Origin of the sequence: Amycolatopsis sp. NPDC051128 (assembly GCF_040682715.1) — a bacterium.
In the GTDB taxonomy this organism is placed as follows: Bacteria; Actinomycetota; Actinomycetes; order Mycobacteriales; family Pseudonocardiaceae; genus Amycolatopsis.
Map to the genome: position 1 here is coordinate 59,720 of NZ_JBFBBN010000030.1, position 13,734 is coordinate 73,453.

General features: G+C 66.6%; 10 protein-coding genes and 1 tRNA gene. 1 reads left to right on the forward strand and 10 read right to left on the reverse strand.

Features of this window, described 5'->3' with window-relative positions:
* Positions 1 to 65 precede the first annotated feature (65 nt).
* The 6 genes from galT to AB0M82_RS27520 all read right to left on the reverse strand — a co-directional run bounded on the left by galT (position 66) and on the right by AB0M82_RS27520 (position 5,546).
* Positions 66 to 1,148, reverse strand: a complete 1,083-nt coding sequence (gene galT, locus AB0M82_RS27495) for a galactose-1-phosphate uridylyltransferase (protein WP_364727506.1) — start codon at positions 1,146 to 1,148, stop codon at positions 66 to 68.
* Positions 1,145 to 1,945, reverse strand: coding sequence for a DeoR/GlpR family DNA-binding transcription regulator (locus tag AB0M82_RS27500; RefSeq protein WP_364727508.1), 801 nt, complete (start codon positions 1,943 to 1,945; stop codon positions 1,145 to 1,147). Before AB0M82_RS27500 ends, galT begins: the two co-directional genes overlap by 4 nt.
* A 165-nt stretch (positions 1,946 to 2,110) precedes the next feature.
* On the reverse strand, positions 2,111 to 3,526 hold the full coding sequence (locus tag AB0M82_RS27505; protein WP_364727511.1) for a HAMP domain-containing sensor histidine kinase: 1,416 nt from the start codon (positions 3,524 to 3,526) through the stop codon (positions 2,111 to 2,113).
* The gene (locus AB0M82_RS27510) at positions 3,523 to 4,215 is read right to left on the reverse strand and encodes a response regulator transcription factor (protein WP_364727514.1); all 693 of its coding nucleotides are present in this window, start codon (positions 4,213 to 4,215) and stop codon (positions 3,523 to 3,525) included. Before AB0M82_RS27510 ends, AB0M82_RS27505 begins: the two co-directional genes overlap by 4 nt.
* A gap of 68 nt (positions 4,216 to 4,283) precedes the next feature.
* Positions 4,284 to 4,892 (reverse strand): TRIC cation channel family protein, encoded by a 609-nt coding sequence (locus tag AB0M82_RS27515; protein ID WP_364727517.1) that lies wholly within the window; start codon positions 4,890 to 4,892, stop codon positions 4,284 to 4,286.
* The gene (locus AB0M82_RS27520) at positions 4,893 to 5,546 is read right to left on the reverse strand and encodes a response regulator transcription factor (protein ID WP_364727520.1); all 654 of its coding nucleotides are present in this window, start codon (positions 5,544 to 5,546) and stop codon (positions 4,893 to 4,895) included.
* A 272-nt stretch (positions 5,547 to 5,818) separates the two neighbouring features.
* On the opposite strand from AB0M82_RS27520, the gene AB0M82_RS27525 reads away from it, so the two are divergent.
* A tRNA-Arg gene (locus AB0M82_RS27525) sits at positions 5,819 to 5,894 on the forward strand.
* Between the two features lie 65 nt (positions 5,895 to 5,959).
* Here AB0M82_RS27525 and dpdD read toward each other — a convergent pair.
* The 4 genes from dpdD to AB0M82_RS27545 are packed head-to-tail and all read right to left on the reverse strand — an operon-like array spanning position 5,960 to position 13,734.
* Positions 5,960 to 8,110: a protein DpdD gene (gene dpdD, locus AB0M82_RS27530; RefSeq protein WP_364727523.1), complete on the reverse strand. Its 2,151-nt coding sequence runs from the start codon at positions 8,108 to 8,110 to the stop codon at positions 5,960 to 5,962.
* Complete coding sequence (dpdK, locus tag AB0M82_RS27535) at positions 8,107 to 8,637, reverse strand: phospholipase D-like domain-containing protein DpdK (RefSeq protein ID WP_364727526.1); 531 nt, start codon at positions 8,635 to 8,637, stop codon at positions 8,107 to 8,109. Before dpdK ends, dpdD begins: the two co-directional genes overlap by 4 nt.
* Entirely contained in the window at positions 8,634 to 13,055 is a 4,422-nt protein-coding gene (gene dpdJ, locus AB0M82_RS27540; RefSeq protein WP_364727528.1) for a protein DpdJ, read from the reverse strand. Before dpdJ ends, dpdK begins: the two co-directional genes overlap by 4 nt.
* Complete coding sequence (locus AB0M82_RS27545) at positions 13,048 to 13,734, reverse strand: hypothetical protein (protein ID WP_364727531.1); 687 nt, start codon at positions 13,732 to 13,734, stop codon at positions 13,048 to 13,050. Before AB0M82_RS27545 ends, dpdJ begins: the two co-directional genes overlap by 8 nt.

Here is a 13,734-nt window from a genome sequence, read left to right on the forward strand (position 1 = left end):
ACCTTGCGCGATGGTCCTGAGAGGTTCCTGAGCCGAACCTGTGCATCGCAGATGAGTATGGCCGCTCAGCCCGCCTCGCGGAGCCGTTCCGCGATCTGCTCCGGCGTCGCGTCGTTGATCCACACCGCCATGCCCGATTCGGACCCAGCCAGGTACTTCAGCTTGTCCTTCGCGCGCAGCACGGAGAACACCTCCAGGTGGAGCCAGGCGAGGTCGCGGTCGCGGTGCACCGGCGCCTGGTGCCACGCCGCGATGTACGGCAACGGCCGGTCGTACAGCGCGTCGCAGCGGCGCAGCACGTCCAGGTAGACGCCGGCGAAGTCGTCGCGCTCGGCTTCGGTCAGCGCGGGGAGGTCCGGAACCTGCCGGTGCGGCACGATCTGCACCTGGACCGGCCAGCGGGCCGCCGACGGCACGTACGCCGTCCAGTGCTCGCCGGAGGTCACCACGCGGGCGCCGGACTTGCGTTCGGCCGCCAGCACGTCGCCGAGCACCGGGCGGCCGTGTTCGGCCTGGTAGGCGCGGGCGACGTCGAGCATGCGCTCGGTCTTCGGCGTGACGAACGGGTAGCCGTAGATCTGCCCGTGCGGGTGCGACAGCGTGACGCCGATTTCCTCGCCGCGGTTCTCGAAGGGGAAGACCTGTTCCACCCCGGGCACTTCGGACAGCCCAGCCGTGCGATCGGCCCACGCGTCCACCACGGCCCGCACCTGCTCCGCGCTCAGCTGGGCGAAGGACCCGTTGTGGTTGCTGGTGAAGCACACGACTTCGCAGCGGCCGCGGCCCGGCGCCACCGGCGTCAATCCGAGACCATCCACAGTGGACTGCTCGCCGACGACATCCTCGGCGAAGGACGGGAACCGGTTCTCGAAGACGACGACGTCGTAATCGCTTTCCGGGATTTCGCTCGGTTTCCCCGGCTTGCTCGGGCACAGCGGGCACAGGTCCGCGGGCGGCTTGTAGGTCCGCGTCTGCCGGTGCGCGGCCATCGCGACCCATTCACCGGTGAGCGGGTCCAGCCGGATCTCCGACGCGGCCGAAACCGGCGGCAGGTCGCGGGTGTCCTCGGCGACGCGGTCGGGCGCGCCGGGCTGGTCGAAATAGATGATCTCCCGGCCGTCGGCCAGGTGTCGTACAGTGCGCTTCACGCTTCTTCGGCCTCGACCGTCTCCGCCGTTTCGGCGATCATGAGTTCCCCTGCCTGTTCGGCAAGTATTTCCTTGGCCTCGTCCGTGATCCCGTCGTCGGTGACGACGACGTCGGCCTCGTCCAGGTCGGCGATCGTGGAGATCCCGACGGTGCCCCACTTGGTGTGGTCGGCGAGCACGACGAGCTTGCGCCCGGCCTCGACCAGCGCGCGGTCGGTCTCGCTCTCGGTGAGGTTCGGCGTCGTGAACCCCGGCCCGTCGGCCATCCCGTGGACACCGAGAAAGACGACGTCGAGGTGCAGCGACCGCAGGCTGTGCACGGCGACCGGCCCGACCAGCGCGTCCGACGGCGTCCGGACCCCGCCGGTGAGCACGACGGTGCGCTCCGGCTGCGTCGACCCGCGGAGCACGTCCGCGACCTGGATCGAGTTGGTCACGATGGTGAGCCCGGGGATGGCGTCGAGCGCCCGCGCCAGCGTCCACGTGGTGGTGCCGGCGGAGATGCCGATCGCGGTGCCGGGCCGGACCAGCGTCGCGGCGAGGTCGGCGATGGCTTCCTTCTGCGCCCGCTGGCGCACGGACTTCGCCTCGAACCCGGGTTCGTCGGTGCTCTTGCCGACGATCGAGGTGGCGCCGCCGTACACCTTCTCGACGAGACCCCGGCCGGCCAGGACGTCCAGGTCGCGGCGCACCGTCATGTCGGACACGCCCAGCCTGGTCACGAGGTCACTGACCCGGACCGCACCGGTCCGGCGTGCCTCTTCCAGGATCACCGCCTGTCGCTGACGCGCCAGCACCGTTCAACTCCGTCCCCGTCAGTTCTCAACCACACAAAATCCTACACGATTCAACACCGGGTCGGCCGAACAGCACGGGGTGAACTTCGAAACACCAGGTCACGGCGCGGGTAACCACGCCAAGGCCGAACAACAACACCACCACGGGCGTCGGAAACGCCCGAGTCAGCCGGGCGCCCCCGGCAGCCGGATGGTCATCAGCGCGCCACCCTCCGGCGCCTGCGAAGCGTAGACGGCGCCGCCATGCCGCTCGGCCGCATGCTTCACGATCGCGAGACCGAGCCCCGAACCGGGCAGCGTCCTCGCCTCCGACGAGCGGTAGAAGCGGTCGAAGACCTTGGGCAGGTCCTCCTCGGCGATGCCCGGGCCGGCGTCCGCCACTTCGACGACCGCGGTGCCGTCGCCCAGCGGGTACAGCCGCACCCAGACCGTCGCGTCGGGCGGCGAGAACTTCACCGCGTTGTCGAGCAGGTTCAGCACCGCGCGCTCGATCGAGCTGTTGTCGCCGGTGAGCACCCAGGGCTGCAGCGAGACGTCGAAGTTGATCTCGCCCGCCCGCCGTCGCGCCCGGTCCAGCGCCCGCTCGACGACGTCCAGCAGGTCGACGCGCTCGAAGCGCTCCCGTGGCTCGTCCTGGCGCGCGAGCTCGACCAGATCGCCGATGAGCTGCGTCAGCTCGTCGAGCTGGCCGCTGATGTCCGCGACGATGTCGATCCGGTCCTCGTCCGGCAGCGGCGGCGCGCCCGGCTTGCTCGCGGCGAGCAGCAGCTCGAGGTTGGTGCGCAGGGACGTCAACGGCGTCCGCAGCTCGTGCCCGGCGTCCGCGACCAGCTGGCGCTGGCGTTCCTGCGAGTCCGCGACCGTGCCGAGCATGGTGTTGAAGGTCTGGGTGAGGCGCGCCAGCTCGTCGTCGCCGCTGACCGGGATCGGCCGCAGGTCGCCGGTCTTGGCGACGCGCTCGGCGGCCGACGTCAGCCGGTCGACCGGGCGCAGGCCCGCCCGCGCGACCGCGGTGCCCGCCGCGGCGGCGACCAGGATGCCGGCCCCGCCGATCAGGAAGAGCACCAGCGCGAGCTCGTTCAGTGTGCGTTTGGTCGGCCCCATCGACTGGGCGAGCACGATGGCCTCGCCGTGCCCGGCCGGCAGCGCGACCACGCGGCTGTCGGTGCGGAAGTCCGTCCGCAGCGACTCCGCCGAATCGCCGTTCGCGACGGCCAGCTCGCGCTGGTCGAACGGCGGCGGCGAACTCGACAGCGGGTAGGTCATCACGGCGTGCTGGACGTCGGGCGCGGCGTTGAGCTGCCCGATCTGCAGGTCGGCGCTGGCCAGGAAGGCGCCGGGGACCTGCCGCAGCTCGGTCTGCACCTGCGGCGAGTCGACCGCCGCCTGGGCGCGGGCCATCAGGCCGTCGTCCAGCTGCTGGTAGAGGTTGCTGCGCACGACCATGTACGCACCGATCGACACCAGCGCGACGGCGCCGGCGACACAGGCGGCGGCGAGCAGCGTCACCCGACCGCGCAACGAGAACCGGCGCGTGCCCCAGCGCGTCCCGCGAGGGTCTTCCGCGCCGGGGTCGGTCACGGCGGGGTTTCCCTCAGGACGTACCCCACTCCCCGCACCGTGTGGATCAGCCTCGGCTCCCCCTCGGCCTCCGTCTTGCGGCGCAAATAGCCGACGTAGACCTCCAGCGCGTTGCCCGACGTCGGGAAGTCGTAACCCCATACTTCCTCCAGGATCCGGCCCCGCGTGAGGACGTGCTTCGGATAGGAAAGGAACAGTTCCAGCAGAGCGAACTCGGTCCGGGTCAGGCTGATCTCGCGGCCGCCGCGGCGGACCTCCCGCGTGCCGGGGTCGAGGGTCAGGTCCGCGAAGGCCAGCGCCTCCGAGGCCTGGCCGTTCGGGCCCTCCGGGACGGCGCGACGCAGCAGCGCGCGCAGCCGGGCGAGCAGTTCCTCGAGCGCGAACGGCTTCGGCAGGTAGTCGTCGGCGCCGGCGTCCAGCCCGGACACCCGATCGGAGACGGTGTCGCGGGCGGTGAGCACGAGGATCGGCAGGTCGTCACCGGTGCTGCGCAGCCGCCGGGCGACCTCGAGGCCGTCGAGCCGCGGCATCATGACGTCCAGGACCATGGCGTCGGGCCGGTCGGCGACGATGGCTTCGAGCGCCTGCGCACCATCGCTGGCCAGCTGGACCTGGTAGCCGTTGAACTCCAGGGACCGCCGAAGCGACTCACGGACGGCGCGGTCGTCGTCCACCACAAGGATGCGCATGGCGCTAGTTTTACTCAGCGTGCTGAGACCCGCCTAAGAACACACACAGAACTAACAAAGGATTCCGTTCATTCCGGACCGCGCGCGACCGGGGCGTTCCAGTGCCGCCAGAGCGCGACCATCCTGATCGTGACGACGACGGCGGCCGCGGCCACGGTCACCGGCCCCTCCGGCAGTCGCACAGTGTGACCGACAGCGACGAGCGCCGAACCGGCCAGCGCGGCCACGGCGTAGATCTCCTTCCGCAGGACGAGCGGGATTTCCCGGAGCAGAAGATCGCGGACGGCGCCACCGCCGATCCCGGTCGTCATCCCGATCAGGCACGCGGCGTAGACGGTGGCGCCGGCGTTGAGCGCGATCGTCGTCCCGGCGGTGGCGAAGACGCCGAGCCCGAGCGCGTCCGCGAGCAGCACGCCCCGCCGCAGCCGCGCGACCTGAGGGTGGAAGACGAAGACGACCAGGGCCGTCACCCCGCAGACGGCGAGGTAGGACCAGTTCCGCAGGGTGGTCGGCGGATGGATGCCGAGCAGGACGTCCCGGATGACGCCGCCCCCGAGCGCGGTGGTGAGCCCGACGACGACAACGCCGAAGACATCGAGCCGCGCCCGCACGGCGGCGAGCGCCCCGGACGCCGCGAAGGCGACGAGCCCGAGGAACTCCAGCGCCGTGAGCAGCATTTACTGGTCGAGAAGGCCACCGCGATAGGCCAGCAGCGCGGCCTGCACCCGGTTGGCCGCGCCGATCTTGGAGAGCACGGCGGAGACGTACCCCTTGACGGTGGCTTCGGAGAGGTGGAGCCGTCCCCCGATCTCGGCGTTGCTCAGTCCCTGCCCGATGAGCGCCACGACCTCGCGTTCGCGGTCGGACAGCGAGGCGAGCAGCTTGCGGGCGGGCTGAGCAGCGCGTTGTTCGTCCCGATGGGACTGAACCATCCGCGCGGCAACACCCGGGTCGAGGACAGCACCCCCTTTTGCCAGATCCCGCACCGCCCGCAGCAGGGCGGCGGGGTCGATGTCCTTGAGGAGGAAGCCGTTGGCGCCCAGCCGGAGAGCCAGACTGACGTACTCGTCGATGTCGAAGGTGGTCAGCATGGCAACGGTGGGCGGATCGGGGAGGGCGAGGATGGCCCTCAGCGCCCGGATGCCGTCGTCGGGGGCACGCATCTTGATGTCGAGAAGGGCCACGTCAGGGTGATACCGGCGGGCGACCTCGACCGCGGATCTGCCGTCGGAGGCTTCGCCCACGATCTCGATGTCCTGGGCCCCGGACATCATCGCGCGCAGTCCCGAGCGCACCAGTTCCTCGTCGTCGGCGAACATGAGCTTGATCAACGAAGCCCTCCGCAACAGCCGGTGGGAGCGGCTCCCCGCGTCCCGTTAACGAAGGTTACCTACTGTTGTTCAGCAGTTCGAAACCAGACACGACCAGGTGACCGACTGGTCCGTCCAGGTCAGGTGGGGTCAACCGTCCGGCGGGGTGTACCGGGCATGTGGGTGGAGCATGAGAACCACTCACCTGGGTGACGACGAGAGTCGGGCTACTCCATCCGTGCCCCTGGTGCTGTGGCCGGTGCGGGCCCGGTACGCTGGTGCTGGCAGTACATGCCCTCGTAGCTCAGGGGATAGAGCACCGCTCTCCTAAAGCGGGTGTCGCAGGTTCGAATCCTGCCGGGGGCACCAGGTACGTGAGGCTAGAGCCCTTCTGCTGGCTTAAGGCTTGACAGGCAGCCGGGGTAATCGGCCATTCAGGCATCCCTTGCCAACAACGCCTGCTCCAACGCCTGAAGGTAGCTGGACACGCCGCGCCCCTGCGGGCAGATCTGCTTGTTTCTGGGCAGCACCGCGTCGATGGCGCCGGTCGCGGCATGAGAAGCGTGCCACGTGTCCACGATCATGAAGTCGGCCTTGTCGGCCAGGTTCTTCAGCGCTGATGTGGACACCCGGTCCGCGTTCCCCTCGACCGACTTGGGAGAGCAGAGAGCCTTCAAACGACGCTCCAGGGACTCGGCGGCCCTCGGCAGAAGAGAGTAGACACCTACCAACTGACCGTCGAGCCTGCTCCACACGACATCGACGCCCGTCGTAGCCGGTGCGAGTTGACGAGGCGGGATGCCGATCTCCACCGCCAGAAGTTCGATTTCCGTGCGTTGACGCAGAGAAGAGCGCTGACCGAAGTCCCGCGCCTTCCCCACGATGGCACTGATGGCTTCGACCCGTACGCCTAGGTCCGCCGACGGGTGGATGAGCAGCAGGTCCGCGAGGCCGATCCCCCAGTCGACGGTGGTCGGAGCGCTGATCCGGGTCCACAGATTCATAGCCTGGGCCACGGCTTGTATGTACCGCTCCGTTGTCGGAGCGCCGGCCAAGACCTGATCCAGCAGCCGAAGGTACGCTTCGCGGACGGGACCGCTGAGGTTGTTCTGCTCAGCGAGCAGAACTTGCACGGCGTCGCAGAACTCTGCAGCGTGCGGTACAGCAGTCACGGTGGCTGCCTCCTCGCACAAGACATCTAGTGCAGCCAGGATTTGTTCCTGATTCGCTCCTTCCCACGCGCCCAGCAGGTTGTAGGCCAGGGCTTCGACCTGTTTCGAGGACAGTTGCTCGATGGAGGTCCATTCACCGTGCTGGGCTCGAAGGACCCGTGCTCCATCCGGCCAAGGCTCGCGATTGCCGATCCGTACGCCCCACTCACTCCAGTCTGCGCACCGAGAACCGGCCAACACGGCAAGCTCTTCGATGTCACGGCGTAACCGTCGCCCGGGAACGAGCAGTTCGGCATCGACGAACTGCTGGACAGCCTCGAGTACAAGCCCAGCGCGCGTCGCGTCCTCGGCTTCGAGGATCGACTCCACGGCGAACTCTGCGGTCTCGGGAGTCGGCGCCTGAACGAAAGCTCTGACGACGGCGCCGCGTTGTCCCTGTTCGAACAAATCCCTTATGCCAAGGCTTTCCGGCGTCGCGGCCGACAGCCGGTGGCGCGCTATTCCGCGGAGGAGTTCCTGCTCCGACGAATCGACAGCACCCGCGAGGAGCCGCTGCAGCCGCTCCTCATCGTTCAAAGCGGTGGCCACGACGACACTCAAGGCGCGTCCTGGCTCGGTGTTCGACACATCGACCGCACTCAAGACGTTTCCATAGCGCGAGCCGAGGTTGTGCTCGGTGTAGATGGCGTCCGGAGCGGTGTCACGAGCGACCAGTTCACCGATCTCGGTGCGCCAGATCATCTCCATCAGGTACTCGTTAATCGCCCTGGGCCGACGAGCTCTGAGCAACTCGATCAGGAAATCCTGCCCTCGCAGCTCATCCCACCGACCGAGGGCACCCAGGAGTTCTACCTTCAGAAACCTGAGGTTCTCGGCGCTCAACCTGCCGGTCAGACGCAGGTTGTTCAGCGCGTCATCTGCTTGCCTTCCGTCACCCTGGGCGAGAGCCAGCCGGAAGTCGCGCAACAAATCAAGGTACTGCGACGGTTGCGGGCGTTTAGCCCTCAACTCCCGCCCGCTGACGGTGGCCAGCATGTCTTCCAAGGCTACGAGCAACCGCTCGCGCGTGGTCGGGCCATTCCGCGTCACGCTGGCCAGATAGCCGAATCCAGCTTCCACCAAGTACTTATCCACCTGTTGCGCATCAGGCGCCAGCGGCGTTGTTTCGAAATCCGCTTCGGCGGGTCCGAGGAATCCCCTGAGCACCTCTCGCCCACGTCGCTGCCCCTCGGGATCCCTGGAGATCAGATAGAAACCTCGGGGCAGGCGGTTTACCGGCACAACGAGCCATCCCCCAGGCCCTCCATCCCAGCCGCGAGCCTGCTCTTCGACGAGCAACTCGACCCTCTCGCGGAAGTCCTTGAACTGCTCGGCGTCTCCCATGCACCGCTGAAGAAGCTCGGTAATGTTCACAGCACACCGCCGAACCGGTCGTACGCATCCATTCTGGCTTGAGCGACGTATTCAGTGTCAGTCTTAAGTTCGACCTGTTCCTCCCGGATGAAGATCCCGTTGAAGGTGATGTTCATGCTGCCAGCCAAGGCGTAGTCATCACCCGTCAGGGCTTTCGTGTGCAGCCTTCCACTGTAGTCCGTCTGGATGTCGACCACCTGCTCGATGTGGAGGTCCCTGCGTAGGAGTTGCATTCGCCGAATGAAGGTACTGTTGGCCAAGTCCGGCGTGGTGGCGATGACGATTTTCGTGCCAGCCATGGCGAGCGTGCCCAGCACTTCGGCTAGTCGGACCACCCTTTTCCCGTAGTGCGCTAGCACTGGATACGTACCGACCGAGTTATCGATGATCTCCACGTCGGAAATCCAAGGCGATACCAGCCATAAGCACCTGCTGGGAGCAATCAGTTCCGCCGTGAACAGGGCGTTCAACAAGTCGAGCACATCGCCGGCGCTTTGAGCCTTAGACTTGCGGATGACGCGCGTCATAGTGCCTCCCGCAGCAGCAGTCGGAGTTCCACAGTGCGAGTCGAACGGTTCAGGCCCACGACGACAGGATGCGTCAACAGCGTTCCCACCTCCACCGGAAAGGTTTGCAGGTCGAGAAGAACAGTGCGAAGTACGGTGTGCTGAGCGTGGCCGATCCGGAGTATCAATTCTCCGTGTTGAAGCAGAGCCTTGTGCACCTGACTACGGCTCTCATCGTCCCAGCCGACGATGTCGACGGACTCGGGCGAGAGCTGCAACTGCTCACGCAACCGGTCGAACGAAACCTCGGGAACGCGGCTGTACGCGGCCGACGGCGGCTGCGGCACACGTCCCCAAGGCCACAGCACATTGGCCACCGCCCGAGCACGTCGTTCGGGCTGCACGTCACCACCACCGAGGTGCAGGACCCCATCCAGGACTTGATCCCCGCCGACCAATGCACCGAGAGTTCGCGGATCCACCACAATCCCCTTATCACGCGTGACACGGTCCCGAAGATCGAGCCACGAAACGAGAGTAGCGACCAAGTTCGGGTGAGCACCGGGGCCGGCGATCCGAGTGCTCAGAGCCGACCGGGCCGGTCCGCCGAGGTTGATGTCGTGACGGCGCGCCGCCTCCTCGACCGCTCGCACTGCTTCCGCGACTGCTGTGTGCCCTTTCCGCCAAGCCGCGCGCAGACGCGCTAGCGAATCGACGACCTCGGGCGATTTCAGCCGCACCAAGGTGCTCAACTCCTCGTCCGCGGTGTCGGCGGTCGTGGGACGGAGAGAATCTTCCAACGCACGGCCGAACGCGTCCGGGGCTTGAACAAGCACCCGATGGAACGTCTCGGCTTGACCGGTGCCACCGGGTGAGCGTTCCGTCAACCAGAATACGTCGTCCTTGCCGGGATCGAGGTCGATTGTCAACTCTTCTGGATCCACCCCGGGGCACCGAACTGCCAGCGCGTTGAGCACCAATGTTGCTGCGGAGAGCGTGTACCCCCGCCGCCACCACGCCAGCCACGGCGCGGTTCGCTGGGCGCAGAAGATTTCTTCGACAGACTCCCGGACGGCACTGAGTACCTGATCATCGACAAACCAACCACGCCATGAGTTCGCGTCAGAGCCCTCGTGATCGTCCGCTTTGAGCAGCCCGAGGATGTCTGCGGCCGACGTCATCCGCTGCGTCCACTCGTCCGCGGACGCGGGTGCACGCTTGCCGTCGGGCGTACCGGCGATCACCAAGGTCACGACCTGAACGAGCCTGTCACGATCGAACACGGACATGGGCTCGGGCAGGTCCGCCTCGGCAGTGAGGAGGTACCTGAGCCTGCTTGTTCGTTCCGCGGGCGTTGGATCATCAGGGACATCAGGCACACGGACGATCCCTGTGACTGCGTCGCAGTGGACGTCCACCCCGACGGCGCCGGGGACCCAGTCGTCCCGAACTCCCGTACCGAAGACGAGCCGGACCGGTCGCGGCGCGGGGCCGGTCTGGTCCCACATCGTTCCGCGGGCCGTCCTGGCGAACCTGATAGTGCGGACACCGCCGCCTTGGACGTGCAGATGGAAGCTCAGTCCCGTGAGAAGCCGATCGGTGCCCCGTCCCAGGCTCGCGGCGATGCCATGCCCCAGCGGCGTCACGTGGAACTCCCAGTCGGGGGCGACCGAGGAGGAGTCTCGAACGTCGCTGGGTACGGGTTCCAAAGTCACCGCGGTCGGCCGGTACACGGTCACCCGAGTCCGATCGACGGTGACAGCGTCGACGAAATCGGCCTTGAAGGTCGAGTCCACCTCGACCTGGATCTCGGCCTCACCGGGGATCTGGGCGGGAAGTGGGACCCAGTGCCGCTTGTTCTCAGCGTAGACACCGAAATGTCTGCTCACGTTGCCCGGGCAAAATTCGCGTAACGCGCGCAGGGCCGGCAACTGCTCCACCTGTGGGCGATTACCCCGGCCAGGTACCAGCAACTCGACGTCGGGCACCATCAAGTCGTCGAAGAGGTTTCCGGGAACGAAGTCCCGTAGAGGCGTCCTCGTCTGCAGACGGATGTCGTCGTCCGCAGGCTGCTCACCACTCCACTGCTGCTCCAACCTACGCCGTATGGTGGGGACAACGGCTAGGAGCAACGGCCTCGGCGACTCCCACAACAGCGTGTCGACGATCGACTCGGCGAACTCGTCGGAACCGAGGGCCAATGCATCGCGAAGGTGCTTGCGCAGACGCTTGCGCTCCGGCCCCGGCCGGAGCAGTTGCTCCAGCTTGACCATCAGCTTCCGCTGGCGCTCACGCGCCTCTTCCTGTGCTCGAGGGTTGCGGAACAACTGCTCGGCGGGACCGGCGAGGTCGACCCACGTGGATTGTCGATTGGTGTAGCGCAACTCCACCGCCAACCAATCGAGCAACGAGTAGACCGCTTGGATCCGCAGCACGTAGAGATTTTCCAGCGGTAAGTTGCGCGGCGGGAGCTCCGGATCGAAGAGTGCGTCGTAGGCGTCCCACACCTGGCGATCGCGGCCCCAGTCACTCAGCACCACAACAGTCCACGGACGAGTGAGCGGATTACGTCCAGCACGGCCTTTGCGCTGGAGGAACTGTGCCGCGTCATGAGGCGCCTTATGCTGGATGACGGCGCCGACGCGGTCGTCGTCAAACCCCACTTCCAAGGTGGCGGTCGCCACCACGACCTGAGCGTCGGACTCGACACCTCTGTCCTGGGAGCTCGTGCGACCGACACGCAGCGAACGGTCCGCCTCCAGGCCGTAACCCAGTTGCTCCGGCAACCACCACCACTGACCATCGGCGTCGCGCCCGACGGCAGGCTCACGGTGATCGGGGTTCAGCGCACGTTGTTCTGACGCCCGGAGATGGGCAAGGGTTCGCGGCCTCCGCCCGCGCCACCGATTGGCGCTGTTGACGTCTTCGGCATCCGACAGGTCCCAGTACAACCGGTTCGTGCTGTCCAACTTGTCGGTGAAGACGAAGGCGCGCTTACCAGCCACTCCATCGGACGTCGGGGGTGGCTCTATCGGGTCGTCGACGAGGCTGTCAAGACACCGAGTCAGGGCCATTGCAGTCTGGATAGTCGCTGACAATGACCCGGTTTGGGAGTATGGGTTATGCCGCAGAGCCAGGAGGTACTCCGCACCCGAATCCACCAGTTCCGTCGGGTCCGGCTGCACCACGGTCACGTCCGCGGTAGAGATGCCAACCAGACGCGAGAAGAATTCACCCGCGTTCAGAAGAGTCGCTGACAACCCGACCCACACCGGCTTGCGGCGCATAGCATGCGTTAGGCGCCGAAGGAGCAGAGCGTTCTGCGCGCCCGTCGCCCCTTCATATGTGTGCACCTCGTCCAGGAGAACCGCCGCAAGGGTCGCCGATGGCTTCGCGGACGGCACTCCGACGCCGAACGCGGCCAGGTTGCCCGGTGCCGAGAGTTGACGGTTGAGTGATTCCGTAGTCGTCAGCATTACGGTAGCGGGACTGTTCAGCGCGCTGCTCCGGGTCAGGCGCAGACGGGTTCCGTCGATCCTGCCATCACACTCCGGCCTCGCACAGAACAGCCGCTCGCGAGCCGGCTTGGCTTCGAGATCCGCTCCGCGCCAAACAAGATCATCACCACACACGAGGCACCGCAGGAACGGGCACACGTAATCGCGGTCTTTCCTGGTCCAACTCTTGCGCACCTGCTGGGCGTCGGACGGCGTCTGGCCGAACCAGGTGGCCAGGCTGATCGGCGGAGTCCCCAAGCCTGCGCGTGACATCCGATCGAGGTACTCCAACAGCGCCCGCAACTGATCCTTCAGCAGCTCATTGCGGGGGTAGAGAGCCAGGGCTAGGGTCCCCTTGACCTGCTGCGCGGCCAATTGATCGGTGAGCCACGCCAACAACGGCAGATAGAAGGCGAGCGTCTTGCCGCTACCCGTGCCGGCCGAGATCATCACACCAGCCGCGCGAGCAGCGCTGAGAGCGGTCAGCACCGCTTCGGTGCTGCGTCGCTGAAACCCGGACAAATCGGGAGGCACAATGGCCATCGCGGCTTCGTACCCAGCGGCGCCCAGTCGGCCCCGCACCTCATCGAGGACGGCCTCAGCCGGAATGTTTCGAGCCGGCCTGCGTCGCGGACGATGAAGGAACCTATGGTCGAGAATGAGCGGCTTGCCTTCGCTCACCCGCCTACTGCGGTAGGACTGGCGCAGAGTGGCCAGCAGACGCACCGTTTCAGCACTCCGTGACCGATAGCCGCCGTCGGGAGTGCGCACGATCAACAGAGCGTCCAGCAGGCGATCGAACTCGGTTTGCCCTGCCCCCGACTCGGCGAAGATTCCGAGCACCTCGTCGGCCGTCCACTCAGCGCCGACGGCTCCCCACGCCAGCAACTCCACTTCCCGAAGTTCGAGCGCCGTCAGCGCCATCAAGGTCAGCTCATCCACGTGCCTGCCCCCGTCCCTTTCCGGCAACGATGATGCGAAACTCGTCCACTGCGGAGTTGACCGTGAGCCAGGCGAGGACTTCCGGTGTCAACAAGTCGAGTGGAGCACCTGTCCCCCTTGCTGCCGCCGTGAGGAAATCTCTCACATCGTGGGGCAGCTTGTCAGCCAGTCGGTCAAGGAGGTCGGCCGCGGCACGAGCTTTGGCGACCGACTCCTTGTCGGGAAGTTTGCCGCGGGAGACGTTCAACTGGGCTAGGGCTTCGTCGAGCCTTGCGGCCTCCTCGGCAAGAGCGGGGGCCGCACCGAGGACGCGAACCAACTTGCGGAGATCCCCGGCGTTGCCCGCGAGGTCGGTCACGTACCCCTGCCAGGACGTACGGATTTCAGTTTCGGCCTGCTTGAATACTTCTTCGAGCGCATTGCGCGCACGGCTCCACTGACGTGGATCGATGGACTTGCGCGCGGACTTCAAGTCCGTGAAAACCTTCGACGGGACGTCGAGAGATGACCACCAGGTCCCGTGCCCAGCCTCGGCCGCCTCGACGAGATCAGCCAGTTGGTCGAGACACCGATGCAACTCATCATCGACGGCCGTCAGGTGAGAGAGTCGATCTTGGATCTGCTTGTCGTTTCCCGCGCGATCGACGGCCCGGCGCGCTTCGGACAACCACGTCGGCAC

Bases quoted from the DNA above. Each gene is read 5' to 3' on its own strand.
- dpdK (WP_364727526.1), bottom strand. From the start codon at position 8,637: ATGACGCGCGTCATCCGCAAGTCTAAGGCTCAAAGCGCCGGCGATGTG.
- AB0M82_RS27515 (WP_364727517.1), bottom strand. From the start codon at position 4,892: ATGCTGCTCACGGCGCTGGAGTTCCTCGGGCTCGTCGCCTTCGCGGCG.
- AB0M82_RS27510 (WP_364727514.1), bottom strand. From the start codon at position 4,215: ATGCGCATCCTTGTGGTGGACGACGACCGCGCCGTCCGTGAGTCGCTT.